This is a genomic window from Rhodopseudomonas sp., from assembly GCF_048594845.1.
GTDB lineage: Bacteria > Pseudomonadota > Alphaproteobacteria > Rhizobiales > Xanthobacteraceae > Rhodopseudomonas.
This window is the reverse complement of record NZ_JBMDXE010000169.1, coordinates 13,478-37,654: the sequence shown is the minus strand read 5'-3', so window position 1 is coordinate 37,654 and position 24,177 is coordinate 13,478. Positions and strand designations below refer to the sequence as shown.

24 protein-coding genes and 1 pseudogene are annotated in these 24,177 nt (G+C 67.2%); 9 read left to right on the top strand and 16 right to left on the bottom strand.

What is annotated here, in order from left to right; genetic code table 11:
* Positions 1-265: 265 nt before the first annotated feature.
* The gene (locus tag ACOJTD_RS10680) at positions 266-991 is read right to left on the bottom strand and encodes an outer membrane protein (RefSeq protein ID WP_420132892.1); all 726 of its coding nucleotides are present in this window, start codon (positions 989-991) and stop codon (positions 266-268) included.
* Between the two features lie 466 nt (positions 992-1,457).
* Between ACOJTD_RS10680 and ACOJTD_RS10675 the strand changes: the two genes are divergently transcribed.
* Positions 1,458-2,003: a single-stranded DNA-binding protein gene (locus ACOJTD_RS10675; protein WP_420132891.1), complete on the top strand. Its 546-nt coding sequence runs from the start codon at positions 1,458-1,460 to the stop codon at positions 2,001-2,003.
* Positions 2,004-2,078: 75 nt separating this feature from the next.
* Here ACOJTD_RS10675 and ACOJTD_RS10670 read toward each other — a convergent pair whose 3' ends face one another.
* The 3 genes from ACOJTD_RS10670 to mazG all read right to left on the bottom strand — a co-directional run bounded on the left by ACOJTD_RS10670 (position 2,079) and on the right by mazG (position 4,651).
* A complete protein-coding gene (locus tag ACOJTD_RS10670) occupies positions 2,079-2,441 on the bottom strand; it encodes a hypothetical protein (RefSeq protein ID WP_420132890.1) in 363 nt (120 codons plus the stop codon).
* Positions 2,438-3,733 carry a hemolysin family protein gene (locus ACOJTD_RS10665; protein ID WP_420132889.1) on the bottom strand — a complete coding sequence of 432 codons (1,296 nt, stop codon included), beginning with the start codon at positions 3,731-3,733 and terminating at the stop codon, positions 2,438-2,440. The genes ACOJTD_RS10670 and ACOJTD_RS10665 overlap by 4 nt, the downstream gene beginning before the upstream one ends.
* A gap of 84 nt (positions 3,734-3,817) precedes the next feature.
* Entirely contained in the window at positions 3,818-4,651 is an 834-nt protein-coding gene (mazG, locus tag ACOJTD_RS10660; protein WP_420132888.1) for a nucleoside triphosphate pyrophosphohydrolase, read from the bottom strand.
* A gap of 111 nt (positions 4,652-4,762) precedes the next feature.
* Between mazG and queC the strand changes: the two genes are divergently transcribed.
* Both queC and ACOJTD_RS10650 read left to right on the top strand, forming a co-directional pair.
* Positions 4,763-5,479, top strand: coding sequence for a 7-cyano-7-deazaguanine synthase QueC (queC, locus tag ACOJTD_RS10655; RefSeq protein ID WP_420132887.1), 717 nt, complete (start codon positions 4,763-4,765; stop codon positions 5,477-5,479).
* Between the two features lie 119 nt (positions 5,480-5,598).
* A complete protein-coding gene (locus ACOJTD_RS10650; protein WP_420132886.1) occupies positions 5,599-6,873 on the top strand; it encodes a serine hydrolase domain-containing protein in 1,275 nt (424 codons plus the stop codon).
* On the opposite strand, the gene ACOJTD_RS10645 is transcribed toward ACOJTD_RS10650, so the two are convergent.
* From ACOJTD_RS10645 to nthA, 4 genes are all read right to left on the bottom strand, one after another.
* Positions 6,846-7,997, bottom strand: coding sequence for a GNAT family N-acetyltransferase (locus ACOJTD_RS10645; protein ID WP_420132885.1), 1,152 nt, complete (start codon positions 7,995-7,997; stop codon positions 6,846-6,848). The two genes, ACOJTD_RS10650 and ACOJTD_RS10645, sit on opposite strands and share 28 nt — an antisense overlap.
* Positions 7,998-8,200: 203 nt before the next feature.
* Positions 8,201-8,593, bottom strand: a complete 393-nt coding sequence (locus ACOJTD_RS10640; RefSeq protein ID WP_420132893.1) for a nitrile hydratase accessory protein — start codon at positions 8,591-8,593, stop codon at positions 8,201-8,203.
* On the bottom strand, positions 8,593-9,249 hold the full coding sequence (gene nthB / locus ACOJTD_RS10635) for a nitrile hydratase subunit beta (protein WP_420132884.1): 657 nt from the start codon (positions 9,247-9,249) through the stop codon (positions 8,593-8,595). The genes ACOJTD_RS10640 and nthB overlap by 1 nt, the downstream gene beginning before the upstream one ends.
* Positions 9,249-9,890, bottom strand: coding sequence for a nitrile hydratase subunit alpha (gene nthA, locus ACOJTD_RS10630; RefSeq protein WP_420132883.1), 642 nt, complete (start codon positions 9,888-9,890; stop codon positions 9,249-9,251). Before nthA ends, nthB begins: the two co-directional genes overlap by 1 nt.
* A gap of 62 nt (positions 9,891-9,952) precedes the next feature.
* Here nthA and ACOJTD_RS10625 point away from each other — a divergent pair, with 62 nt between their 5' ends.
* The 3 genes from ACOJTD_RS10625 (at position 9,953) to ACOJTD_RS10615 (ending at position 11,926) form a co-directional block, all read left to right on the top strand.
* Positions 9,953-10,687 carry a hypothetical protein gene (locus ACOJTD_RS10625; protein WP_420132882.1) on the top strand — a complete coding sequence of 245 codons (735 nt, stop codon included), beginning with the start codon at positions 9,953-9,955 and terminating at the stop codon, positions 10,685-10,687.
* Positions 10,688-10,751: 64 nt separating this feature from the next.
* Entirely contained in the window at positions 10,752-11,558 is an 807-nt protein-coding gene (locus ACOJTD_RS10620; RefSeq protein ID WP_420132881.1) for an enoyl-CoA hydratase/isomerase family protein, read from the top strand.
* Positions 11,559-11,608: 50 nt separating this feature from the next.
* On the top strand, positions 11,609-11,926 hold the full coding sequence (locus ACOJTD_RS10615; RefSeq protein ID WP_420132880.1) for a YdhR family protein: 318 nt from the start codon (positions 11,609-11,611) through the stop codon (positions 11,924-11,926).
* 16 nt (positions 11,927-11,942) lie between these two features.
* Here ACOJTD_RS10615 and ACOJTD_RS10610 read toward each other — a convergent pair whose 3' ends face one another.
* Entirely contained in the window at positions 11,943-12,161 is a 219-nt protein-coding gene (locus ACOJTD_RS10610; protein WP_420132879.1) for a hypothetical protein, read from the bottom strand.
* Between the two features lie 131 nt (positions 12,162-12,292).
* A complete protein-coding gene (locus ACOJTD_RS10605; RefSeq protein WP_420132878.1) occupies positions 12,293-14,353 on the bottom strand; it encodes an ATP-dependent helicase in 2,061 nt (686 codons plus the stop codon).
* 252 nt (positions 14,354-14,605) lie between these two features.
* Here ACOJTD_RS10605 and ACOJTD_RS10600 point away from each other — a divergent pair, with 252 nt between their 5' ends.
* From ACOJTD_RS10600 to ACOJTD_RS10590, 3 genes are all read left to right on the top strand, one after another.
* The gene (locus ACOJTD_RS10600) at positions 14,606-15,103 is read left to right on the top strand and encodes a collagen-like protein (protein ID WP_420132877.1); all 498 of its coding nucleotides are present in this window, start codon (positions 14,606-14,608) and stop codon (positions 15,101-15,103) included.
* Positions 15,104-15,428: 325 nt separating this feature from the next.
* The gene (locus tag ACOJTD_RS10595; protein WP_420132876.1) at positions 15,429-16,127 is read left to right on the top strand and encodes a RibD family protein; all 699 of its coding nucleotides are present in this window, start codon (positions 15,429-15,431) and stop codon (positions 16,125-16,127) included.
* 56 nt (positions 16,128-16,183) lie between these two features.
* Positions 16,184-17,959, top strand: coding sequence for a thiamine pyrophosphate-requiring protein (locus ACOJTD_RS10590; RefSeq protein WP_420132875.1), 1,776 nt, complete (start codon positions 16,184-16,186; stop codon positions 17,957-17,959).
* Between the two features lie 20 nt (positions 17,960-17,979).
* Here ACOJTD_RS10590 and mnhG read toward each other — a convergent pair whose 3' ends face one another.
* The 6 genes and pseudogenes from mnhG to ACOJTD_RS10560 form a co-directional block, all read right to left on the bottom strand.
* On the bottom strand, positions 17,980-18,348 hold the full coding sequence (gene mnhG, locus ACOJTD_RS10585) for a monovalent cation/H(+) antiporter subunit G (RefSeq protein WP_420132874.1): 369 nt from the start codon (positions 18,346-18,348) through the stop codon (positions 17,980-17,982).
* Complete coding sequence (locus ACOJTD_RS10580) at positions 18,345-18,626, bottom strand: K+/H+ antiporter subunit F (RefSeq protein WP_054161501.1); 282 nt, start codon at positions 18,624-18,626, stop codon at positions 18,345-18,347. The genes mnhG and ACOJTD_RS10580 overlap by 4 nt, the downstream gene beginning before the upstream one ends.
* Entirely contained in the window at positions 18,623-19,111 is a 489-nt protein-coding gene (locus tag ACOJTD_RS10575) for a Na+/H+ antiporter subunit E (RefSeq protein WP_254982761.1), read from the bottom strand. The genes ACOJTD_RS10580 and ACOJTD_RS10575 overlap by 4 nt, the downstream gene beginning before the upstream one ends.
* Complete coding sequence (locus ACOJTD_RS10570; RefSeq protein ID WP_420132873.1) at positions 19,108-20,745, bottom strand: monovalent cation/H+ antiporter subunit D; 1,638 nt, start codon at positions 20,743-20,745, stop codon at positions 19,108-19,110. Before ACOJTD_RS10570 ends, ACOJTD_RS10575 begins: the two co-directional genes overlap by 4 nt.
* Entirely contained in the window at positions 20,742-21,083 is a 342-nt protein-coding gene (locus ACOJTD_RS10565) for a Na+/H+ antiporter subunit C (RefSeq protein WP_420132872.1), read from the bottom strand. Before ACOJTD_RS10565 ends, ACOJTD_RS10570 begins: the two co-directional genes overlap by 4 nt.
* Positions 21,083-24,001: pseudogene (locus ACOJTD_RS10560) on the bottom strand (monovalent cation/H+ antiporter subunit A). The gene ACOJTD_RS10565 and the pseudogene ACOJTD_RS10560 overlap by 1 nt, the downstream one beginning before the upstream one ends.
* Positions 24,002-24,177 lie beyond the last annotated feature (176 nt).

Genomic DNA, 24,177 nt, shown 5'->3' with positions numbered 1-24,177 from the left:
CGGGCAGATGAGGTGCTATTTCACTGATAGGACCGAGCCGGGATCAGCGTCGTCGACCATCAGGACGCGAGTACTCCAGCCTCGCGCTGCCCGACTCACGGACATCTGGATCTGGGACGCCGGACGGCCAAGTCGCCCGTGATGGGGCCCAACGTCGGTAACGGGCATCAGCCCAAAAACGGAAAGGCCGGCGCGAGGCCGGCCTTTCTTGGAATCTGTCGTGTGGACGCTTGAGCCTCGCCGTCTTTCGGCGAGCGCGCGAAGCTCAGTACTTCGCGACGACCGGGCCGCCCCAACGATAGTTGATGCGGGCGGTAACAAGGTCTGCGTCCTGCTTGATGCGATCCGACACGCCGCTCGTGAAGGTCACGTCCTTCTTGTCGAGGAAGAGGTGATCGTACTCGACCGCGAACGACCAGTTCGGGGTGAAGCCGTATTCGAAGCCTGCACCGACTGCCGCACCCCAACGGGTTTCCGAGGCGGTGGCGACGGTCACTCCGGTTGCGGTCGGATAGTAGCTGTACTTGTCGCTGACCACCGCGGCGCCGCCCTTCGCGTAGAGCAGGGCGTTGTTCCAGGCGTAGCCGACGCGACCGGTGAACAGGCCGAAGGCTTCGATCTTGGACTGGTTGGTTGCACCCGCGACCGCCAGGCTGGCGTTCGAGCCCTTGAAGTCGGCCCAGTTGCCCTGCGCTTCGACGCCGAACACCCAGGCGCCGACCTGCCAGTTGTAGCCGATCTGACCACCCGCGGTGGCGCCCGAAGCGTCGTGCGAGCCCTCGCTGACGAGGCCGCCCGGCGCATACAGATCCCAGCTCTTGCGGCTGGTGCCCCAGCCGCCGTTGGCGCCGACGTAGAAGCCGGACCAGTTGTAGAGCGCGACGATCACCGGCGGAGCCTTGGTGTAAGGGCGGGCGGCGAGGTCGGCGGCCATCACAGGCGCCGCACCCAAAGCGAACAATGCAACAGTGCCGAGCAAAAGCTTTTTCATCGTAATAACCCCGGTTATCCTTGGCGGCTGCGTGTCCCCCGCAGAATGCCGCCCGGCGCGCACGCCTTGTCGATTTCGTGATGGAACTATACGCGGTTCCCGGAAAAATGCCGTCTCCGAAAAGTCACACTTGCGGATGAAGTGAGGCACGCCGAAAGCCCTGAAAATCCAGCGGTAATTTACCGTTCGAGGCACCGAATTACCTGTCGTGGCAAGCGTGCTCGACGTCCAGCCGGCGCCAGGCCCTGAGAAATGCCGTTGAGACCGCAGGTTCCAGTCTTGGCGAGAACAAAACTGGAACGTATATGTATGATCCCGGTGGATAACGGGGGCGGTCGCGCGGTTTGCGGCGCTCCGAGGATGGGCGTCGCGCGGCGGACAGCGTAAGCGCTATCGGGACAGCAAGGCGCCCGGCGCCTGAGCCCGCGCGATCACGGTGGGCGATTCGAATTTGAAGGAGACGGCGATGGCGGGAAGCGTGAACAAGGTGATCCTGGTGGGCAATCTCGGCGCCGATCCCGAGATCAAGCGGACCCAGGACGGACGACCGATCGCCAACCTGCGGATTGCGACCTCCGAGAGCTGGCGCGACCGCGCCTCCGGCGAGCGCAAGGAAAAGACCGAATGGCACCGCGTCGTGATTTTCAACGAAGGGTTGTGCAAGGTCGTCGAGCAGTACCTCAAGAAGGGTGCGAAGGTTTACATCGAAGGCCAGCTGCAGACGCGGAAATGGACCGACCAGAGCGGCGCCGAGCGCTACAGCACGGAGGTTGTGCTGCAGAACTTCAACTCGGTGCTGACCATGCTGGATGGCCGCTCGGGTGGCGGCGGTGGCGGCTACGGCTCGGATGATGCCGGCGGCGACTTCGGCTCCGGCGGTCCGTCGGGCGGCTACAGCTCCGGCGGTGGTGGCTACAGCTCGGGGGGCGGCTCGCGCCGTCCGGCGGCGGCCAGCAGCGGCGGCGGTGGCGGTGGCCGCCCCAACGATATGGACGACGATATTCCGTTCTGAGGTTTCAGCGGGGGTGGGGGATGCGCGGCCGCTCGGGCAACCGGGCGGCCGCTGCCGTTTGGAGCTGAGACGCGCTCAGTCGCTCAGCAGCGCGTGGCCGAGCAGCAACTGGCTGGCGGCGAACAAGGTGCCGAAGATCCGCTGGCTGTGACGGGCGAGCCAGGACGGCAGCCAGATGTCGAAATTGTCGGCGCGGTCGTCGGTGTAGCGTGCGGCGACGCTGGTCAGCGGGCAGCGCATCCGGTTGAGCAGCAGCACCAGCACTTCGCCCCAGACGAACAGGCTCATCCACAGCGCGGCGATGAGTTCGCCGCGCAGGGTGGCGATCGGGATAAGGACGATCGAACCGGCGAAGAACGCCCAGATCGCGGTGTGCGCAGCGCGCACGGCCGTCAGCGCCCGGGCGCGGCTGTGCGCCGTGCCGGCCGGCCTGATCATGCAGCCGCCTCGACGTCGGCCACGCGGGTGGCCAGGATCTTGTCGATGCGCCGGCCGTCGAGGTCGAGGATCTCGATTTCCCAGCCCTGATACTCGAACTTGTCGCCGATGTTGGGCAGCGCGCCGTAGTGCTGCAGCACCAGGCCGGCGACCGTGTGATAGTCGCGATGCGGCGGAATCGACACCGGCAGCAGATCGCCGAATTCGTCGACCGGCATCCAGCCGGCGATCAGGTAGGAGCCGTCGTCGCGACGCACCGCGGCGGGCTCCGGCGGGCCTTCCTCGTTGCCGAACGCGCCGACGATCGACTCCAGAATATCGGCCGTAGTCACGACGCCTTCGAACGCGCCGAACTCGTCGTAGATCAGCGCCATGTGCACCGACGACTGCCGCAGCGTCGCCAGCACGTCGCGGGCGTCGGCCGAGGAGGGGATCACCGGCGCATCGCGCACCAGCGCGCGCAAATCCGGCTTGTCGCCGCGCAGATAGACTTCGAGCAAATCCTTGGCCTGGATGATGCCGATCGGATCGTCGCGATCGCCGTCGGTCACAGGCAGGCGCGAATGCGGGCTGTTGAGGAAGGCCTCGCGGACCTGCTCCAGCGAGTCGCCGAGGTCGAACAGATCGACCTCCGGACGCGGCGTCATCACCGCGCCGACCGGCCGGTCGCCAAGCCGCATCACGCCGGCAATCATCTCGCGCTCGCCGGGCTCGAGCACGCCGGCGGTCTCGGCCTCGAGCACCAGATTGTGAATCTCCTCCTCGGAGATCTTGTCCTGCATCACGCCGCTCTGGCCGAGCAGGCTGAGGATCGCCTTGCCGGAAAAATCCAGCACGAACACCAGTGGCCGCGAGATCTTGGCGATCAGCGCCATCGCCGGCGCCACCTTGGCGGCGACCGCTTCGGGATTGCGCAGCGCGACCTGCTTCGGCACCAGCTCGCCGACAATCAGCGTCGCATAGGTGATCACCGCTACCACCAGGCCGAAGCCGAGGATATCGGCGAACGGCACCGACAGCGCGGCGAGATATTCGGTCAGGCGTTGCCCGAGCGTGGCGCCGGAGAACGCGCCGGACAGCACGCCGACCAGCGTGATGCCGATCTGCACGGTGGAGAGGAACTTGCCGGGGTCTTCGGACAGCTTCAGCGCCTGCTTGGCGCCGCGGACGTTCTTCTGGGCGAGCAGGGCCAGCCGGGCCGGGCGGGAGGAGACGATCGCCAGCTCAGACATCGCAAGCAATCCGTTGGCGACGATCAGCGTCACCACGATTGCCAATTCCACCGATAGCATGGCGCCTGCGCCGCCCCCTCTGCTGGTTACACCAGCGCTCAAGATAGGGTGTCGCAGGGCCGACCGGAACTGGCCGCGGCGGCTTTATCTCGCTTGATCGGCGAATTCGGTGGTCTTGGCCTCGTTCCACAGCGCGTCCATCTCGGCCAGCGAGGCGGTTTCCGGCGACTGGCCGCGTGCGGCGAGGGCCCGCTCGATATAGGCGAAGCGGCGTTCGAACTTGGTGTTGGTGCCGCGCAGCGCCATTTCGGGATCGGCACCGGTGTGGCGGGCGAGGTTGACCAGCGCGAACATCAGGTCGCCGGTTTCCTCGGCCATCTCGCTCTTGTCGCCGCGGTCGAGCGCGGCCTCGATCTCGTCGGCTTCCTCGCGGATCTTCTTCAGCACCTCGCGCGGATCGTTCCAGTCGAAGCCGACCTTGGACGCCTTGCGCTGCAGCTCCATGGCGCGCGACAGCGCCGGCTGCCCGGCCTTGACGCCGGCCAGCACCGAATTCGCCGGCGGTTCGACAGCGCCGCGGCGGGCGGCGCGCTCGGCCTTCTCCTCGGCCTTGATGCGATCCCACACGCCCTCGACATGCGATGGCGCAATGTTGCCGTCGGCGTCGGCGAAGACGTGGGGATGGCGGCGGATCATCTTGCGGGTGACCGCCTCGACCACGTCGCCGAACGCGAACGCGCCGCGTTCCTCGGCAATCCGCGAATGAAACACCACCTGCAGCAACAGATCGCCGAGTTCGTCACGCAGATCCTCCAGATCGTGCCGGGCGATCGCCTCGGCGACCTCGAAGGCTTCCTCGATGGTGTAGGGCGCGATCGTCGCGAAATCCTGCTCGAGGTCCCACGGGCAGCCGGTGCCGGGCGTGCGCAGCTGGGCCATGATCTCGATCAGGCGGGCAATATCGCGGGAAGGGGTCATGGCGGGGATCCGGTGTGAGGCGATGCCTTCCTATGCCGCAAGCCGGGGCGGCGGCCCAGCAAAAATCAGCGTGATTTGGCGGCGGCGGCGCGTGGTGCTACAGCCAGCCGCATGACTGAAACTCACTCCGATCAGACCGCGCTGGTGCTGTTCTCCGGCGGGCAGGACTCCGCGACGTGCCTCGCCTGGGCGCTGGCGCGCTACGCCCGCGTCGAGACCATCGGCTTCGAATACGGCCAGCGTCACGCCATCGAACTCGATTGCCGGGAGAAGCTGCTGGACGGCTTTCGCGCCATCAATCCGGAATGGGCCGCCAAGCTCGGCGACAGCCACACGCTGTCGATCCCGACGCTGAGCGCGATCTCCGACACCGCGCTGACCCGCGACGTCGAAATCGCGATGGGGGCGGATGGGCTGCCCAATACGTTCGTGCCCGGCCGCAACCTGATCTTCCTGACCTTCGCGGCGGCGCTGGCCTATCGCCGCGGCATCGCCGACATCGTCGGCGGCATGTGCGAGACCGATTACTCCGGCTACCCGGACTGCCGCGACGACACCATCAAGGCGCTGCAAAATGCCATCAGCCTCGGCATGGCGCGCGACGTCACGCTGCACACGCCGTTGATGTGGCTGGACAAGGCCGCGACCTGGCAGCTGGCGCACGATCTCGGCGGCGCCGCGCTGGTCGATCTGATCCGCGAGCACTCGCACACCTGCTATCTCGGCGAACGCGGCGCGCGGCACGATTGGGGCTATGGCTGCGGCGAATGCCCGGCCTGCGCGCTGCGCGCGAAGGGCTGGCGGGAATATCAGGTACGCGCGGGCTAGCTCGCGCAGAAATCATCGGCGGCACACCTGCGTATGATGGATTTTGACGCGCCAATCGCGTCATCATCGCCGCAGCATCAGCAAGCCTAAGGACTTTCGCGCTGTTCTCTCGATCAAAAATGCACGCCGCGACGCGTCTCGCCGGTGCGGCGCTGACGCTGCTCGCGCTGGCTGGTGCAGCGGCGGCAGCGGATTGCGAGCCAGATGCGACGGCGCCGGCGCACGGCCGCTTCAAAGCCGTCACCGCTTACTTCGACAACGAGATCGCCACCGGCAAGCTGCCGGGCGCCGTCGTGCTGGTGGAGCAGCGCGGCCATCCGCTGTATCTGCAGTGTTTCGGATTCCGCACGACGGCGCGCGTGCATCCGATGACGCCGGATACGCTGTTCGCGCTGCATTCGATGACCAAGCCGATCACCAGCGTCGCCGCGATGATGCTGATCGACGCGGGGAAGCTGTCGCTGCAGGACCCGGTGTCGAAATACATTCCGGCCTTCGCCGACGTGCAGGTCGGCATCGAAAGCGAGATGGCGGACGGCAAGCCGGTGCTGAAGCGCGTGGCGCCGAACCGGCCGGTGACGGTCGAGGACCTGATGCGCCACACCTCGGGCATCACGTACGGCTATATCGGCGGCGAGCTGATCCGGCAGGCCTACACGGAAGCGCATATTTTCGATGGCGCGTTCGACAATGCGGTGTTTGCCGAGCGCATCGCGCGGCTGCCGCTGGCGCGCCAGCCCGGCACGCTGTGGCGCTACGGCCATTCCACCGACGTGCTCGGAAGGATCATCGAGATCGTCTCGGGGCAGACGCTGTATCAGTTCGAGAAGCAGCGCCTGTTCGATCCGCTCGGCATGACCAGCACCAAATACGTGCTGGAAACCGAAGACGAGAAGACGCGGATGGCGGAGCCGCGGCCGGACGACGTCGTGCTGAACCGCGCCGAGCGCCAGCGCCGGGCGCATCCCGAATGGCAGTCCGGCGGCGGCGGGCTGGTGTCGACGATCACCGACTACGCGCGCTTCGCCCGCATGATCCTGAACGGCGGCGAACTTGATGGCCGGCGCTATCTCAGCCCGGCAGCGTTCACGGCGATGACCACCGATCACATCGGCCCGGGTTCGGGCGTCGAACGCGACTACTTCTATTTCCCCGGCGACGGCTTCGGCTACGGTTACGGCTTCGCGGTGCGCACCGATCCGGGCGAGGCGAAGCCGCCGCCGCCGGGCTCGCTCGGCGAGCTGAAATGGGACGGCGGCGCTGGTACCTACTTTGGCGTCGATCGCAAGCTCGGGCTGATCTACATCCTGATGGAGCAGACCGAGACGGAGCGCGGGCGGGTCGGCCCGGCATTCAAGAAGCTGCTCTATGACGGCCTGGCGGCGAGCGACTGAAGCAGCGCGCGGCGGCCCGCGAAGGTCGTCCACGCCGACAGCGCCATGCGGCCCTTGATGCTCATCGGCCGTTCCAGCGTCAGCAGCGGCTCCGCCTCGCAGCCGAGCCGCTTCTTGTAGTCGTAGCCGCCGGCGCCGAGATCGAACCGGCGCACGCCGTTCTCGATCAGCCAGCGGATGATCTCGCTGACCAGTACGATGCCGGGCGAGCAGCGGTCCCATTCGGCGCCGAGATGCGCCAGCCGCACCGTGGTGCAGCTCTGCTGATGCAGCAGGCTGTAGGCGATCGCCACGACGGTCCCGGCCGATTCCAGCACCGACAGCATCGCAAAGCGCTGCGCCGCGCCGTGATCCAGCACCGCGCGATAGAACTGCGAATAGGCCGGTCGATCGAGCACGTAGCGCTTGCCGCGGCCGGCGACGCGCTCGCGTTGCAGGCCGTCGAGCCGGTCGAGCAGCGGCAGCGCTTCGGCCGGATCGGTGATCATGCGGACGGTGAAGCCGCCATGCGCGTCGAAGGCGCGATGATGCTGGCGCAGTGCCTTGCGAAACTTGCGCGGCCGGGCCGCGAGGTAATCGTCCCAACTCGCCGGCAGCGCCGCGACATTGCGGACCGAGCCGTGCGCCGCATTGGCGAGCAGCGCCAGCGGATTGACGCGTCCATCGATGATGCCCGGCAGGTTGCACAGCCGCACCACGTCGACGGGCGGCAGCACAGCGAGCGCCGCGTCGAACGCTTCCGCGGCCGCCGCTGGCGTCGTCGGGGCCGCGGGGCCGAGCAGCGGAAAGCCGTAGTCGGACACCGAGAGATCGGCGAACTCGACCAGCGTGACGCCGTAGAACCGCCGCAGTACCAGCGGCAGCAGCATCGCGATCTCGCCGCGCATGCTGTCGCGCACCGTGATCAGCAGCGGCTCGGTCTCGGCCGACGGGCCGATCACACGAAGCCAGGGCGTGAGCCAGTTCACCGACTGAAAGGGCGTCGCCGCCGCCTGTGGACCCAGGGTCGCGGCGCGCGACAGGAAACGGCCGATGTTGTCGGTACAGTCCGCCACATAGCGGTCGGCTGCCTTCGCCACCCAACCGACGGACCGTTCGTACGTCTCGATCTGCAACATCGACATTCAACTCACCGCAGCCGCGCCATCGCCGAGCGATATCCGGGCGCGCCACAATGACCGATCGACGTGGCCAGATCGTTGATCCACGCAGCAATCGAATAGTTTTTAAAGCAGCAACCTTAACGCCGGCGAGGTAAAGTCGCTCGACTTGTCGTAAAACGCGGGCGTAGCGGCGACGGCGCAGGGTGAGCTACCGCCAGCCAGCTCTACGAACGCGCGTCGAAATCGTCCGGGAGCAGCTCGATCGGACGGCCGTGCGGGGTGCGGTCGGCAGCGCGGTCCCAGGCGTCGCGATACTGCGCCTGTGTGGCCGGACTAGCGACGCCCTTGGTGGCGACCATGCGTTCCAGCGTCGTGAGCCAGTGCTGATAGTAGGTCTCGCCGGTGTCGGGATCACCGCGCTGCTGCGCGCGGGTGATCTCGTCCGCGAGCGCTGCGGCCCATTCCGGCCAGGTGAACAGCCCGCGCGCGTGCAGCGTCACTGCCATCGCGAAGGCGTGCGCTTCCCAAGGCTCGCGAAACACCGGGCCGTCATCGTCGCGGGGCAGGCCGGGCACGCTGCCGGCGGCGACCGCAGAGGCTTGCGCGTCGACGCTCATCATGCCGGCTCCAGATAGCTGTCCCAGGCGTCGACCGAAACGCGTAGGCCCGGCTCCGCCTCATCGCCCCAGATGTCGCGGCCCTCGAAGGTCACGGTGTAGAGCGATTGCGGCCGCTCGCCTTCGCCGCGCGCGTTGCTGTCGGGAAAGACATGCGCGCCGTGCAGCAGTTCGATCACGCCGACATGGCCGCGGACATAGCGCGGCAGCCTTGTATGGCCACGCGGGTGCATCGTCTTGGTGCGGACGCGATCGCCAATCTTGAAGCGCGCCGGAGCGGAAGCTGGACGGTCGGTCGGACCGCCGCGCGCCAGCATCGGGCCGACCTCGTCCGCGCGCAGCGGGGCGAGGTCGCGGCGGCGATGCAGCGGCCGGGCGGCGACGACCTCGTCGGGCGTCACCAGATCGCGCTCCGCCATCAGCTGTTCGAGACCAGCGATCCAGATCTGGTAGTAGGTCTTGGAGAGATAGTCGGCCGGCGATCGGTTCTCGCGGGCGAACCGCGTCATGTCGAGATTCCAGCCGCCATGCCGGGCCATCGCCAAGGTGATCGCGAAGGCGCGGCGTTCCCAGGGCGCGTGGAACACCGGCTCGTTCGGCTCGGGAACGACGGGGCCGAAGCCATCCATCCCGCCCATATCGTGCGCGCCGTCCATCAGGCGATCTCCGCCGGCGAGCGGGCGAGCCCGGTGCCGATCATGCTGTCGCGGGTGACGAGATCAGCGAGGCGCTCTTCGCTGAGTCCGTCGGTGCCTTCGGGCCGCATCGGCACCACGAGGTAGCGGATCTCGGCGGTCGAATCCCAGACGCGGATCGCGGTGTCGTCCGGCAGCGTGACGCCGAAATCGGCCAGCACCGCGCGCGGCTCCTTCACGGTGCGCGACCGGTAGGGCGCAGACTTGTACCAGACCGGCGGCAGGCCGAGCACCGACCACGGATAACAGGAGCACAGCGTGCACACGATCATGTTGTGGGTGGCCGGCGTGTTCTCGACCGCGACGATGTGCTCGCCCTGGCGGCCGGTGTAGCCGAGTTCCGCGATCGCAGCCGTCGCGTCCTGCAGCAGCCGCTCGCGATACGCCGGATCGCTCCACGCCTTGGCGACGACGCGTGCGCCGTTGCGCGGGCCGACCTTGGTCTCGTAGGTCTCGATCAGCACGTCGAGCGCCGCCGGATCGACATAGCCCTTCTCGGTCAGGATGGTTTCGAGCGCGCGTACCCGCAGTTCGGTTTCCGACAGTTCGGAATGGTCGTGGTCGTGCGAATGGTCGTGGTGGTGATGATCATGTCCATGCATGAAACTGAGGATAGGCGGAAGTCGTGCGGACTGTCGAGCCGGGACTCTGCTAATCCTGCGCCATGATGTCGTTCGCGCGCGCCGTCGTCCTGATCTGTCTGACCCTGACCTGCATCGCCCTGCTGATGTCGGGCGAGGCGTGGGCGGCCAACGGTGCCTATGCGGTCGACGCGACGGACATTTCCGAACTCGGCTCGTGCAAGCTGGAAAGCTGGCTGTCCAGCGCCACCAACACCGACTTTTCGGCTGTCGCCAATCCGTCCTGCGTGGTCGGGCTCGGGCGGCCGGTCGAACTGACGCTGCAGACCAACCGCGCCCGCAGCGACGGCGACTGGACGACGACGCTGTCGCCGAAGGCCAAGACCGTGCTGGTGCCGACCGCGATCGGCCGGTTCGGGCTGGCGGTCGAGGCGGGCGGTTCGATCGATGCGGCGAGCGGGGTGGGCACGGTTGCCTTCGTGACGCTGCCGGCGACCTACCGGCTGTCCGAGACCATGCGGGTCAACATCAACAGCGGTTGGTATTGGGACCGCATCATCGACCAGCACTACTTCAGCTACGGCGCTGGCTTCGACTGGAAGTTCACCGACACGCTGCAGCTCACGCTCGAAGCCTTCGGACTTTCCGGCGCGCCCGACACGGTCGGCAAAGTCCGTCCCCGCGCGCAGGCGGGCGTGCGCTGGCGGCCGAACGAGATCTTGTCGCTCGACCTGATCGTCGGCCACAACATCACCGGCGAGAACGCCCGCTGGATCACGCTCGGCACCACGTTTCGGTTTCCCGACGCGTTCAAATAGCCGCCGCTTGGCGCGCCGCCCGAATTGGCTCACCATGCGCCCAACAAAAAATCGGGAGGACGCGATGGCTGAGTTCGTGACGATCGAGCGGGGTCTCGGGCCGGAGGGCCGCGTCGCCGTGGTGCGGTTCGACCGCGGCGACGGCATCAACGCGTTGTCGCCCGAGGCGATGCGGCAACTGACCGACGCGGCGCGCAGCTTCGAGGACGACGCGGACACCTCGGCCGTCGTGCTCGCCGGCAACGCCAGGGCGTTCAGCGCCGGCTTCGACCTCAAGGACCCCGAGGGCCGCAGCCGGGCCGGGATGGATCTCGGCGCGCTGCGCCGGCATCTCAAGCTCGGGCCACGGCTGACGCGGGCCTGGCAGGAGATGGAGCAGATCACCATCGGCGCGATCGAAGGCTTCTGCGTCGGCGGCGGCGTGGCGCTCACGGTGGCGCTGGATTTCCGGGTGATGGCGAAGGACGCGCATCTGCGCGTGCCGGAGATCGGGCTCGGCATGAACATGAGCTGGCAGAGCGTGCCGCGAATGTTGCACCTGATCGGGCCGGCGCGCACCAAGCAGGCGGTGATCCTGGCCGACGACCGGATCGGAGCGGATCAGGCCTACGAGTGGGGCCTGGTCGAGCACCTCGCCAAGCCGGGGGAGGCGTTTGCCACCGCGATGGCGCTGGCCGAGAAGGTTGCGGCTCAGCCACCGATGTCGGTGACCATGACCAAGCTCACCGTCAACCGGCTGGCGCACGCGCTCGACGATCTCGCCAGCCACATGGATCTCGACCAGTTCGCACTCGCCGGCATGAGCGAGGACCACAAGGAAGGCGTCGCCGCATTTCTGCAACGTCGCAAGCCGCGGTTTCGCGGCAGGTAGATCCGCGCATCAACTGAATCAATCGAGGCGAACCTGATCAGGAGGCACCCATGATCACCACCATCGTGCAGTTCGCTCTGACGAAGCCGATCAGCCTGGAAGACGCAGCCAGACTGTTCAAGACCAGTGCGCCGAAATATCAGAAGATGCCGGGATTGATCCGCAAGTACTACATCCGCTCCGAGGACGGACGCACCGCCGGCGGTGTCTATCTGTGGGACTCGCGCGAAGCCGCCGAAGCGGTCTATTCCGGCGAATGGCGAACGCGCGTGGCGCAGCTCTATGGCGCGGAGCCCTTGATCTCGTGGTTCGACAGCCCGGTGATCGTCGACAACGCCGCCGGCGGAGCGATCACGGCGGTGGCCTGAGCCGGGCGGCTAATGATCAGGAGCTGAGCGCACGACCGAGCGCCATGCCCAGCCCCAAGACCAGGCAGCCGCCTGCGGCGTAAGCGAGATATTCGGGATGCTTGCAGAACAGCGGCGACGCCCCGCACGCGCTGACGGCCCACGACGTGCCGTAGTAGAGCTGATCGCGCGCGGTGGAGAACACCGCCGCCGTCGCGCCAAGCACGACCGCGAGGAGAATGAAGGAGACTGCCATCGGTTGACGCCGGAATCGGATGGGGACGGGAACTCACCCTGCGCCAACGAGGGAACCCAGACAATTGGGACAAATCCGAGCAAACGGTCGGCGCTGCACCCATGCGGCGCCAGCTTCCTCGATCTTCGTTGCTACTGCCACATCCGGCGCATCCGCGCGCCGAGATCGATCGGCGGCGCCTTGCGTGTCGGATAGCCCGGGGTCGCCGTGGCTTTCGGCCAGCTCACGCGCTCGAAGGCCCCGAGCAGGCGGTCGGGGATGAAGCGGCTGCGCGACGCGTAGACGTGGCGGTCGCCCATCGCGGCCTGGCCGTGGGTGAAGAAGCGCTGCGGCACGACGAGGTGCAGATCGTCCTTGGCGCGCGTCATCGCCACGTAGAGCAGGCGGCGTTCCTCCTCGATCTCCGCCGAGGTGCCGGTGCCGAGATCGGACGGCATGCAGCCGTCGACGACGTTGAGCACGAACACCGATTTCCACTCCTGGCCCTTGGCCGAGTGGATCGTCGACAGGATCAGATAGTCCTCGTCGAGCATCGGCACGCCGGCCTGATCGGAGGTCGCGTCCGGCGGGTCGAGCGTCAGCTCGGTGAGGAAGCGCTCGCGGGACGGATAGCCGGATGCAATCTGCGCGAGTTGCACCAGATCGGCGCGGCGCGTCTCTGCATCCTCGTAGATGCGCTCGAGATGCGGCGTGTACCACGCGACCGCACTTTCGATTTCCGTCGGCCAGCCGGCGCTGCCACTGCGCAATTCGCCGACGGCGTCGACAAAGCCGCGCCAGTCGCCGGCGCGCGGCGGGGCCGGAAGATCGGCGAGAGCGCCGAGAGGATCGGCGGCGGTGTCGATGGCATCGAGCACCTTCTGGGCCGACGCCGGACCGACGCCCTGCATCAGCAGCAGCACGCGAAAACCGGCGACGCGGTCGCGCGGGTTCTGCACGAAGCGCAGCAGCGCCAGCATGTCCTTGACGTGGGCGGCGTCGAGAAATTTCAGGCCGCCGAATTTGACGAACGGAATGTTGCGGCGGGTCAGTTCGAGCTCGAGCGGCGCCGAATGCGACGAGGTGCGGAACAGCACCGCCTGCTGCTTCAGCGTGGTGCCGCTTTCGCGATGCTCGAGCACGCGCTCGACGATGTAGCGCGCCTGATCGGCCTCGTCGCGGACGCCGACCAGTTGCGGCGGCGAGCCGGCGGCGCGGTCGGTCCACAGGTTCTTGGTGAAGCGTTCGCGGGCGAGATCGATCACCGCATTGGCGGCGCCGAGGATCGCCTGGGTCGAGCGATAATTGCGGTCGAGCGTGACGAGGCGCGCCGGCGGGCTGAACGCCTTGGGGAAGTCGAGAATGTTGCGCACCGTGGCGGCGCGAAACGAATAGATCGACTGGGCGTCGTCGCCGACCACGGTCAGGCCATGGCCGTCGGGCTTCAGCCCGAGCAGCACCTGCGCCTGCAGCGCATTGGTGTCTTGGTACTCGTCGACCAGCACGTGATCGAACCGGCCGCCGATTTCCTCGGCCAGATCGGGCTCACTCATCGTCTGCGCCCAGTACAGCAGCAGGTCGTCGTAATCGAGCACGTTGTGGCGCTGCTTGGCGTCAACATAAGCGGCGAACAGTTGCTTCAGCTCAGCCGCCCAGCCGGCGCACCATGGATAGTTCGCGCCGAGCACCTGATCCAGCGGCTGGCCGGCATTGACGCAGCGCGAGTAGATCGCAAGGCAGGTGCCCTTGGTCGGAAACCGGCTCTCGGTCCTAGAGAAGCCGAGATCGTGCCGGACCAGATTCATCAGGTCGGCGGAGTCTTCGCGGTCATGGATGGTGAAGCCCGGATCGAGGCCGAGCCGTTCCGCATGCTCGCGCATCAGCCGGGCGCCGATGCCGTGGAAAGTGCCGGCCCAATGCAGCGCGCCGGTGAGGGCGCCGGCGCGATCGCCCATCACCTTGCGGGCGATGCGCTCGACCCGCTGCGTCATCTCGTTGGCGGCGCGGCGCGAGAAGGTCATCAGCAGGATGCGATACGGATCGGCGCCGTTCAGCACCAGATGCGCGACACGGTGCGCCAGCGTGTTGGTCTTGCCGCTGCCGGCGCCTGCAATCACCAGCAGCGGCGGGCACGCTGCCGCGCCGACGCCGTGCTCGACGGCGCAGCGCTGCTCCGGATTCAGGGCGTCGAGATAGGCAGCGGGCAAAGACACGAATCAGCGCCTGTCGGGATGAAAGCCGACGCTTCCAGATTCCTGCTTTGTTCGCAACGGCGTTGTGCACACACTGACGCACCGCCCGCCGTCATCCACGGCTTCGCCGGACACCTCAGACAAAAATGTCACGGACTGCCGACTATGCTGCGGCCGATGTTGGGTTATGCTTTTGGTCGGATCGCGGGCGGTCTGCGATCGACGGGCAAAGCGGCGGCCCAGCGCGGAGCCGCGAGCAGCGAGGGGAACTGGATGGTGCGAGGATCCATATTGGTCGGCGCGGCGATCGTCGTGATGACCTCTGCCAACGCGATGGCGCTCGATCTCGACACGGTCGCGATCGAAAGCGGCAAGCTGGTGATCACCGGCAAGACCACCAAGGCCGGCCAGGAAGTCGAAGTCGTCGGTCCCGGCGACAAGGTGAAGAGTTCGTCCTCGCGGCGTTTCAAGTTCTCGCTGAGCTATCTGCCCGAGACCTGCAAGCTCGACCTCAAGGCCGGCGACGAAGTCGCCAAGGACCTGATCGTCGCCAATTGCGGCCCGCGCGGGCCCAAGGGTGACACCGGCCCGGCCGGCGCTGCCGGTCCTGCCGGCCCCACAGGGGCTGCGGGTCCGGCCGGTCCTGCTGGTCCCACCGGCCCGAAGGGGGATGCCGGTCCGGCTGGTCCCGCTGGACCTGCGGGTCCGGCCGGCCCGGCGGGTCCTGCCGGCGCCAAGGGAGAGCAGGGCGAGGCTGCCCCGAAGAACTAATCGCAACGATCGATCGACCGCTGGCGTACCCCAATCGGTGCGTCACGCCAGCGGCATCGAAAGGTTTTCGAATATCAGGCTGCGTGGCAGCTCGGACGAAATGTCGGGCTCGACCACGCGAAAGCCGCCACAGGCGCAGCGCGCGCGGTCGCTGTTCAAATCCTCCGTGTTCTCGAACTGATTGGCGCTGTGCGGCGTGATCAGCCGCAGATGGCTGGCGCATGGGCGCGTGCCCAATCGCGTTGGCGCGGGCTGAACGAAAGTCGTCGTTCGGGCTTATCCGTGCCGTCATGTCCGTGCGCCGCTGCGATCTCCAGGAGTCCACATGAAGCCCCACGTCACCTGCCTGATGGCCTCCAGCGTCGATGGCCGCACGCTGCACAGCCGCTGGCGGCCGAAAGGCACGACGGGCGATCTGTTCGAGCAGGTGCACGACGAACTCGGCGGCGACGCATGGCTGATCGGCCGCGTCACCGGCTCGGAGTTTGCCAAGGGCCAGCCGTATCCGACCGGCACGACGCAGCGCTTTCCCCGCGAGCATTGGCTGCCGAAGCGCGATGCGGACAGTTACGGCGTCGTGCTCGATGCTCACGGCAAGATCGGCTGGGGCCGGTCCGATATCTGCGGCGATCCCATCGTGGTGGTGCTGACCGAGCAGGTCTCCGACGCGCATCTCGCAGGCCTGCGCGGCGAGGGCGTCGGCTACATCTTCGCCGGACAGCGCGAGATCGATCTGGCGCTGACGCTCGACATCCTCAATCGCGAACTCGGCATCGAGCGGCTGCTGCTCGAAGGCGGCGGTGGCACCAACGGTGCGTTCCTGAGGGCCGGTCTGGTCGACGAACTGCAACTCATCCTGTGCCCGGCCGTCGACGGCGCCAAAGGCGCGCCGAGCGTATTCGACTCGGCCGAGGGCGAGTCGGAGCAGCGCGCGCCGTTGACCGCGATGTCACTGGAGAGCACGCGTCCACTGGATGGCGGCGCGCTGCTGCTGACCTACCGGATCGAGAACGGGCGCTCTTAAGGAACCGACGCCGCGACCGGCGGTTGGACCCGCATCCAACTTGCCGGAGCAGCGCCTTGAAAGTCAGCGATTTCATCGTCGAGCGGCTGCACGCCTGGGGCGTGCGGCGGATTTTCGGTTACTCCGGCGACGGCATCAACGGTGTGCTCGGCGCGCTGCAGCGCGCTGGCACGATCGAGTTCGTGCAGGCGCGACACGAGGAGATGGCGGCGTTCATGGCTGTCGCACACGCCAAGTTCACCGGCGAACTCGGCGTCTGCCTGTCGACCGGCGGACCGGGCGCTACGCACATGATCACCGGTCTCTACGACGCCAAGCTCGACCACGTGCCGGTGCTGGCGATCTGCGGCCAGGCCGAGGCGACCGTGCGCGGCGCCAGCTATCAGCAGGAGCTCAACCTCGACCGGATGTTTGCCGACGTGGCGGACTTCGCGCAGGAACTGTCGGCCCCGGCGCAGGCACGGCATCTGGTCGACCGCGCGGTGCGGATCGCGACCGCGCGCAATGGCGTGTCTGTGCTGGTGCTGCCGAAGGACATTCAGGATCAGACCTATGAAGACCCGCCGGTCGCGCACGGCTTCACCCGCTCCGGCGTCGGCTACACGCGGCCGCGCGTGGTGCCGTATCCCGAGGATTTGCAGCGCGCCGCCGACGTGCTGAACGCCGGCGAGAAGGTCGCGATCCTGGTCGGTGCCGGCGGGCGCGGCGCGGCGAATGAACTCGTCGCGGTCGCAGATGCGCTCGGCGCCGGCATCGCCAAGGCGCTGCTCGGCAAGGACGTGCTGCCCGACGATATGCCGTTCGTCACGGGCGCAATCGGGCTGCTCGGCACCGAGCCGAGCTGGGACCTCATGCAGACCTGCGACACGCTGCTGATGGTCGGCACCGGCTTTCCGTGGGCGGAGTTTTTGCCGAAGGATGGCAAGGTGCGGGCGGTGCAGATCGACATCGAGGCCGCGATGCTGTCGCTGCGCTATCCCGCCGAAGTCAATTTGCACGGCGACGCTGCCGAAACGCTGAAGCTGTTGCTGCCGCTGCTGAAGCCGAAGACCGACGGCCAATGGCGCAAGACCATCGCGGAGGACATCGACCGCTGGTGGACCAAGCTCGAGGCGCGCGCGATGACGGCCGCGAAGCCGGTCAATCCGCAGCGCGTGGTGTGGGAGATGTCGCCGCAGCTTCCGGCCGACGCCATCGTCACCAGCGACAGCGGCTCCTGTGCCAACTGGTTTGCGCGGGACTATCGCGTCAAGCGCGGCCAGGCGGCGTCGCTGTCGGGCGGGCTGGCATCGATGGGCGCAGCGGTGCCCTACGCGATCGGCGCGAAATTCGCGCATCCGACGCGTCCGGTGGTGGCGCTGGTCGGCGACGGCGCGATGCAGATGAACAATCTCGCCGAACTGATCACCGTGCAAAAATACTGGCGGCATTGGGCCGACCCGCGTTTCGTGGTCTGCGTGTTCAACAACGAGGACCTCAACGAAGTCACCTGGGAGCAGCGGGTGATGGAAGGCAATCCGCGCTACGACGCGTCGCAGGCGATCCCGAATTTCGCCTACGCGAAGTTCGCCGAGCTGCTCGGCTTCACTGGTCTCTACATCGACAATCCGGATGCGCTCGCGGCAGCATGGCGGCGCGCGCTATCGAGCGCCCGGCCGGTGGTGATCGAAGTAAAGAGCGATCCAGACGTGGTGCCGCTGCCGCCGCATGTGACGCTGAAGCAGGCGCGCGGCTTTCTGTCGTCGATCGTCAAGGGCGATCCCGGCAGCGGCAGCGTGATCGCCGAGACTGCGGCGCAGCTCCTCAACGCCGTGGTGCGCAAGAAGGACTGAGCAGCGCCGACGTGACGCTGCTAGCGTTTCTGCGGCTTTTCCGTGTGCGGACCGGACGTATCGTCCTGCGGGCTTTCGGCCGTATCGCGGAACATCGCGGCGCGCGCCAGCAGCATCAGCGTCACCGGCGTGGTGATGGTGACGAAGCCGAGGATCAGCACCTCGTGCAGTAGCGGCCGCATCTGCAGCAGCGAAAAGCACAACATCGAGGCGCCGGCGATCAGCGCGGTGCCGAGCGAGGTGCCGAGCGTCGGCGCATGGGCGCGCTGGTAGAAGCTGCCGAGCCGCAACAGGCCGAGCGAGCCGATCATCGTAATGCCGGCGCCGGCCAGCAGCAGCGCCGAGACGGCCCAGGCCGCCCAGGCCGGAAGGTCAGCCGCGTGGGTCATTCGATCACCTCGCCGCGCATCAGGAATTTCGCCAGGGCGACGGTGCCGACGAAGCCGAGCAGGGCGATAATCAGCGCCGCCTCGAAGTATACGCTGCTGCCGGTGCGGATCCCGATCGTCAGCATCAGCAGCATGGCGTTGACATACAGCGTGTCGAGTCCGAGCACGCGATCCTGCGCGCGCGGGCCGCTCAACATCCGGTAAGTCGCGCAACCCATCGCGACCACCAGCATGACCTGTGCGATGCCGACCGAGACGGTCAAAACCAAGCTGCTCATTCGAAGATCTCCAACAGCAGACTCTCGTATCGGCCCTTGATGCGTTCGACCCACTCGCTCTCGTCGACGAGGTCGAGCACGTGAAGCTGCAGCACCCCGGACTCGCGGTTGAAGTCGATCCACAGCGTGCCGGGCGTCGAGGTGAGGATGCAGGCCAGCACCGCCAGCCCCTGCCGGCTGCGCATGTCCAGCGGAATGTCGACGAAGCCGGACGTGATGTTGTGACGCTGGCCGCCGAGGATGATGGCGGCTACCGCGAGATTGGAGCGGATGACGTCGACCAGCACCAGCCCGGTCAGCCGCATGATCGCAACGGGATTGCGGACTTGGCCGGCGTCGGGCTGCAGCAGCCGCAGCAGCCAGCCGCCCATCAGCGCGAACAGGCTGCCGAGCAGCACCGCGCCCGGTGTGATGCCCTGGCTCAGCCACAACCACATCGCCAACAGGCACAGAGAGATCAGCGGAAACGGCAGCAGCTTCTTCATGAGCCGCCTCCGGTCTTCACCCGCGTCTCCGCGGGCGCCAGCACGCTGCGCGTATAGGCGCCCGGGCTGTGCAGTTCGTCGGCCGCGCCCTGCATGTAGCTCATCGCCGAACGCGGCTGCACCGTCAGCGAGGCGCAGCCGAGCAAGAGCAGCGCGATCGGGACGATCTCCACCAGACGGACGCGCGGATCGGCGCGCTCGGTCGGCGTCCACAGCGTGCGGATGCCGGCGCGCGTCAGCGCGATCAGCATCGTCAGGCCGGACAGCATCAGCAATGCCAGCAGAGCCCAATGCAGCGGCGGCAGGCCGCCTGCGGAGTCGCCCTCGAGCAGCGCCGTCAGCATGGCGAATTTGGCGATGAAGCCGGACACCGGCGGCAGGCCGGCGATCACCGCGGCGCAGCCGACGAAGCACCAGCCGAGGATCGCCATCGAGGCCGGGATCACCAGCCCGATCTCCTCGGCGTCGGGGTCGTCGGGCATATCCTCGCCATAGGCTTCGCGTGTGACCGCAAGCATGTCGGCGCCGGGGTCACGGCCACGCTCCAGCAACTCGATGAGCATGAAGAATGCGGCGATCGCGAGCGTCGAGCTGACCAGAGAGAACAGCGCCGGCGCCGTCACCGTGGCGCGGCCGGCCGCCGCCGCAACGGCCACCACGGTGCCGGACGACACCAGCACCGCGTAGCCCGCGAGCCGCGACATTTCCTGCGAGGCGAGCGCGCCGACCAATCCGAAGATGATGGTGGCGATGCCGGCGGCGATCAGCCAGTCGTTGCCGAACAGCGCCGAGGCGCCGCTGGAGGCACCGAAGAACAGCAGCGACAGCCGGAGCAGGATGTACACGCCGACCTTGCTCATGATCGCGAAGATCGCCGCGACCGGCGCCGCCGCGGCCGAGTAGGTGGTCGGCAGCCAGAAGCACAGCGGCCACATCCCGGCCTTGACCATGAACGCCACGCCGAGAATGGCGGCGCCGGCTTCCAGCAGCGCGCGGTCCTGCACCGGCACCTGCGGAATGCGCAGGGCCAGATCGGCCATGTTGAGCGTGCCGGTGACCGCATAGATCAGGCTGACGCCGATCAGAAACAGCAGCGAGGCGGCCAGATTGATGGCGATGTAGTGCAGCCCGGCGCGCACCCGCGCCTGCCCGGAGCCGTGCAGCACGAGCCCGTAGGAGGCCGCCAGCAGCAGTTCGAAGAACACGAACAGATTGAACAGATCGCCGGTCAGGAACGCGCCGTTCAGGCCCATCAGCAGGAACTGAAACAGCGAGTGGAAGTGCGCGCCGCCGCGGTGCCAGCGCGCCAGTGCGAAGGTCGCCGAGGCGAGGGCCAGCGCGCTGGTGAGGGCCAGCATCAGCGCCGACAGCCGGTCCACCACCAGCACGATGCCGAACGGCGCCGGCCAGTTGCCGAGCCGGTACACTGCGATCGGTGCCGCGCCGCCGGCCGCCGCCGGAGCATCGGCCGCGTGCATCAGCAGCAGCGCGACAATGCCCATGATCACGATCGAGACGATGTTCGCCGCAGCCTTGATCCGCTGGTGACGCTCCTCGATCAGCAGCATCGCCGCGCCGACGAACAGCGGCAGCAGGATCGGCAGGATGATGAGATGGTCGGTCCAGTTGATCATTCGTGTTCCCGGCCGTCGACATGGTCCGTGCCGGTCAGGCCGCGCGAGGCCAGCAGCACGACGAGGAACAACGCGGTGGTCGCGAAGCTGATGACGATGGCGGTGAGCACCAGCGCCTGCGGCAGCGGATCGGCGAGCTGGGCCGGCACGGCGGCCTGTCCCTTCTCGAGCACGGCGGCGGCGCCGACGCGAAGCCGGCCCATGCTGAAGATGAACAGGTTCACCGCATAGGACAGCAGCGCGAGCCCGATGATCACCTGGAAGGTGCGGGGCCGTAGCAATAACCAAACTCCGGAGCCGGTCAGCGCGGCGATGGCGAGCGTGATGATCAATTCCATCACTCGACCTCCGGCGCTGCGGCACGGCCGCCCGGCGGCTGGCGGTGCGCGCGGATGGATTGATGGGCCAGAGCGATCAGCATCAGCGTCGTCGCGCCGACCACCAAGGCGAACACGCCGAGATCGAACAACGCGGCGCTCGCCAGAGGTACTTTGCCGATCCATGGGATGTCGGCATAGGCGAATGCCGAGGTCAGGAACGGCCGGGCGAATGGCATCGCGGCCGCGCCTGTCAGCAGCGCCAGCAACAGGCCGACGGCGATCCAGCGCAGCGGATGCACGCGCAGCCGTGCTTCGAGCCAGCGCGTGCCCCCGGCCATGTATTGCAGGATCAGCGCCGCAGCCATCGCAATGCCGGCGACGAAGCCGCCGCCCGGTTGATCGTGACCGCGCAGCAGCAGATACATCGCGGCGATGAAAATAAACGGAAACAGCAGCTGCATGATCACCGCCGGCACGGCGAGATAATCGGCGGCGGTGTCACCACGGCTGCGTCCGTCGCGGGCCTCGTCATGCTCGTCCTGCAGCCGCTGCTGCTCGGGAAGCTCGACGCTGTCGGCGGCGGGACGGAAGCGGCGCAGCAGCGCGAACACGGACAGCGCCACGACCGCCAGCACAGTGATCTCGCCCAGCGTATCGAAGCCGCGGAAATCGACCAGAATGACGTTGACGACGTTGGTGCCGCCGCCGTCCGAATACGCGTGACGGACGAAGAATTGCGAGATGCTGTCCGGCAGCGGCCGGGTCATCGCCGCATAAGCCAGCAGCGCGACGCCGGTGCCGGCCGCGGTCGCCACCGCCATGTCGCGAAGCCGCTGCGTGCGAAGCAGCAGGCTGCGTTCCGACGTCGTCTCGTGAGTCTCGAACTGCTTCGGCAGCCAGCGCAGGCCGAGCAGCAACAGCACCGTGGTGACGATCTCGACACCGATCTGCGTCAGCGCCAGATCGGGAGCCGAGAACCACACGAAGGTGAGGCAGGTTGTCAGCCCGGCGCCGCCGATCATGATCAGTGCGGCCAACCGATGGAACTTGGCGACGGCGGCGCCGCCGAGCGCGCAGGCGATGCCAACCGCCCAGACGCCCGCCAGTGCCGGCTCGATGCCGTCGAACGACACCGGGGCGAGGCCGAGCCCGCGCTGCAGCGCCGGCCAGGCCGCGGCCACCAGCGCCACGCACACCAGCAGCAGCAATTGCGGCTGCAGCCGGCGGGTGCCGATCACGCGCTCGACGGCGCGAGCCCAGCGCCACGACACCGTCACCAGCACACGATCGAAGATCCGCTGCGTCTTGAACCGGCCGTTGAACAGCGAACTCGTCAGCCCTTCCTGCAGCGGCTTGCGAAGCATCAGATACACCAGAGCGCCGCCGACCAGCGCGATCACGCTCATCAGCAGCGGCCAGTTGAAGCCGTGCCAGACCGCGAGGCTGTAATACGGCGTGGACGCGCCGAGCACCGACTGCACGGCGACCTGCAGGAACGGCCCGATGGTGAACGACGGCACGATGCCGACCACCAGACAGGTCAGCACCAGCAGTTCGACCGGGAAGCGCATCCAGCGCGGCGGCTCGTGCGGCACGCGCGGCAGGTCGACCGGCGGCGGGCCGAAAAACACCTCGCGGATGAAGCGCAGCGAATAGGCCACGGTGAACATGCTGGCGAGTGTGACGATATAGGGCAGGGCGTCGTCGAGCAGAGAGCCGTCGTGGGTCTCGATCGTCTCGGCGAAGAACATCTCCTTGGAGAGGAAGCCGTTGAGCAGCGGCACGCCGGCCATCGCTGACGCCGCTACGATCGCCAGCGCGCCGGTCTTCGGCATGAACTTCCACAGCCCGCTGAGGCGGCGCAAATCACGCGTGCCGGTCTCGTGGTCGATGATGCCGGCCGCCATGAACAGCGACGCCTTGAAGGTCGCGTGGTTGAAGACGTGGAAAATGGCCGCGACCAGCGCCAGCGGGCGGTCGAGCCCGATCAGCAACGTGATCAGTCCGAGATGGCTGATTGTGGAATAGGCGAGCAGGCCCTTCAGGTCACGCTGGAAAACCGCGAGATAAGCGCCGACGATGAAGGTGGCGAGGCCCGTCGTACCGACGAGCCAGAGCCATTCATTGGTGCCGCCCAGCACCGGCCACAGCCGCACCAGCAAAAAGACGCCCGCCTTCACCATCGTGGCGGAATGCAGATAGGCGGACACCGGCGTCGGCGCGGTCATCGCCCGCGGCAGCCAGAAGTGGAACGGGAACTGTGCGCTCTTGGTCAGCGCGCCGAGCAAGATGAGAGCCAGCGTCGGGACATAAAGCGCGTGGCTGCGGACTTGCGCACCGGCCGTCAGCACCGCGTCGAGATCGTAGCTGCCGACGATGTGGCCGAGCAGGACCACACCGGCGAACAGACACAGGCCACCCGTCCCGGTGACGGTCAGCGCCACGCGCGCGCCCTCGCGGGCCGCCGGATTATGGTGCCAGTAGCCGATCAGCAGGAACGAGAACAGGCTGGTGAGTTCCCAGAAGAACACCAGCTGAATCAGATTGCCCGACAGCACGATGCCGAGCATCGCGCCCATGAAGCCCTGCAGGAACGAAAAGAAGCGCGGCACCGGATCGGACGGCGACATGTAGTAGCGCGCGTAAAGCACAACCAACGCGCCGATCGCGGTGATCAGGCAGGCGAATGCCCAGGCGAAGCCATCGAGCCGCAGCGTGAAGGTCAGGCCATATTGCGGCAGCCAGGCGATCTGATGCCGCACCGGCGCCGCGTCGATGCCGGGCTACAGCGCCGCCAGCAGCGCCAGGCAGCCCAGTGCGACGGCAGCCGCGAGCCAGGCCTCGGCATTGCGGGCGTTAGCGGGCAGGAGGGCGGCGATCAGGCTGCCGATAAAAGGGAGAAGGAGAACCGCAAGAAGATAGTCGTTCTGCGGCATCCTGACTCCTTTCAATCCTGATTCGTGATTCCGCGGCCCTTTTTGGCGACGTTCTATGCTGTCTTTATGGTGGCGCCGGGCCCTTGGGGCAAGGGTAATGGCACTCAACGAAGCCTACTGAGCGAATCTCGTTTTGTCGGTAGCGTCGGTAGCGACAAATTGTGCCGCAGCCGTTG

Excerpts from the sequence above, each read along its gene's own strand:
- ACOJTD_RS10680 (WP_420132892.1), bottom strand. The coding sequence starts at position 991 with ATGAAAAAGCTTTTGCTCGGCACTGTTGCATTGTTCGCTTTGGGTGCG.
- ACOJTD_RS10675 (WP_420132891.1), top strand. The coding sequence starts at position 1,458 with ATGGCGGGAAGCGTGAACAAGGTGATCCTGGTGGGCAATCTCGGCGCC.
- ACOJTD_RS10670 (WP_420132890.1), bottom strand. The coding sequence starts at position 2,441 with ATGATCAGGCCGGCCGGCACGGCGCACAGCCGCGCCCGGGCGCTGACG.
- ACOJTD_RS10665 (WP_420132889.1), bottom strand. The coding sequence starts at position 3,733 with ATGCTATCGGTGGAATTGGCAATCGTGGTGACGCTGATCGTCGCCAAC.
- mazG (WP_420132888.1), bottom strand. The coding sequence starts at position 4,651 with ATGACCCCTTCCCGCGATATTGCCCGCCTGATCGAGATCATGGCCCAG.
- queC (WP_420132887.1), top strand. The coding sequence starts at position 4,763 with ATGACTGAAACTCACTCCGATCAGACCGCGCTGGTGCTGTTCTCCGGC.
- ACOJTD_RS10650 (WP_420132886.1), top strand. The coding sequence starts at position 5,599 with ATGCACGCCGCGACGCGTCTCGCCGGTGCGGCGCTGACGCTGCTCGCG.
- ACOJTD_RS10645 (WP_420132885.1), bottom strand. The coding sequence starts at position 7,997 with ATGTCGATGTTGCAGATCGAGACGTACGAACGGTCCGTCGGTTGGGTG.
- ACOJTD_RS10640 (WP_420132893.1), bottom strand. The coding sequence starts at position 8,593 with ATGAGCGTCGACGCGCAAGCCTCTGCGGTCGCCGCCGGCAGCGTGCCC.
- nthB (WP_420132884.1), bottom strand. The coding sequence starts at position 9,249 with ATGGACGGCGCGCACGATATGGGCGGGATGGATGGCTTCGGCCCCGTC.
- nthA (WP_420132883.1), bottom strand. The coding sequence starts at position 9,890 with ATGCATGGACATGATCATCACCACCACGACCATTCGCACGACCACGAC.
- ACOJTD_RS10625 (WP_420132882.1), top strand. The coding sequence starts at position 9,953 with ATGATGTCGTTCGCGCGCGCCGTCGTCCTGATCTGTCTGACCCTGACC.
- ACOJTD_RS10620 (WP_420132881.1), top strand. The coding sequence starts at position 10,752 with ATGGCTGAGTTCGTGACGATCGAGCGGGGTCTCGGGCCGGAGGGCCGC.
- ACOJTD_RS10615 (WP_420132880.1), top strand. The coding sequence starts at position 11,609 with ATGATCACCACCATCGTGCAGTTCGCTCTGACGAAGCCGATCAGCCTG.
- ACOJTD_RS10610 (WP_420132879.1), bottom strand. The coding sequence starts at position 12,161 with ATGGCAGTCTCCTTCATTCTCCTCGCGGTCGTGCTTGGCGCGACGGCG.
- ACOJTD_RS10600 (WP_420132877.1), top strand. The coding sequence starts at position 14,606 with ATGGTGCGAGGATCCATATTGGTCGGCGCGGCGATCGTCGTGATGACC.
- ACOJTD_RS10595 (WP_420132876.1), top strand. The coding sequence starts at position 15,429 with ATGAAGCCCCACGTCACCTGCCTGATGGCCTCCAGCGTCGATGGCCGC.
- mnhG (WP_420132874.1), bottom strand. The coding sequence starts at position 18,348 with ATGACCCACGCGGCTGACCTTCCGGCCTGGGCGGCCTGGGCCGTCTCG.
- ACOJTD_RS10580 (WP_054161501.1), bottom strand. The coding sequence starts at position 18,626 with ATGAGCAGCTTGGTTTTGACCGTCTCGGTCGGCATCGCACAGGTCATG.
- ACOJTD_RS10575 (WP_254982761.1), bottom strand. The coding sequence starts at position 19,111 with ATGAAGAAGCTGCTGCCGTTTCCGCTGATCTCTCTGTGCCTGTTGGCG.
- ACOJTD_RS10570 (WP_420132873.1), bottom strand. The coding sequence starts at position 20,745 with ATGATCAACTGGACCGACCATCTCATCATCCTGCCGATCCTGCTGCCG.
- ACOJTD_RS10565 (WP_420132872.1), bottom strand. The coding sequence starts at position 21,083 with ATGGAATTGATCATCACGCTCGCCATCGCCGCGCTGACCGGCTCCGGA.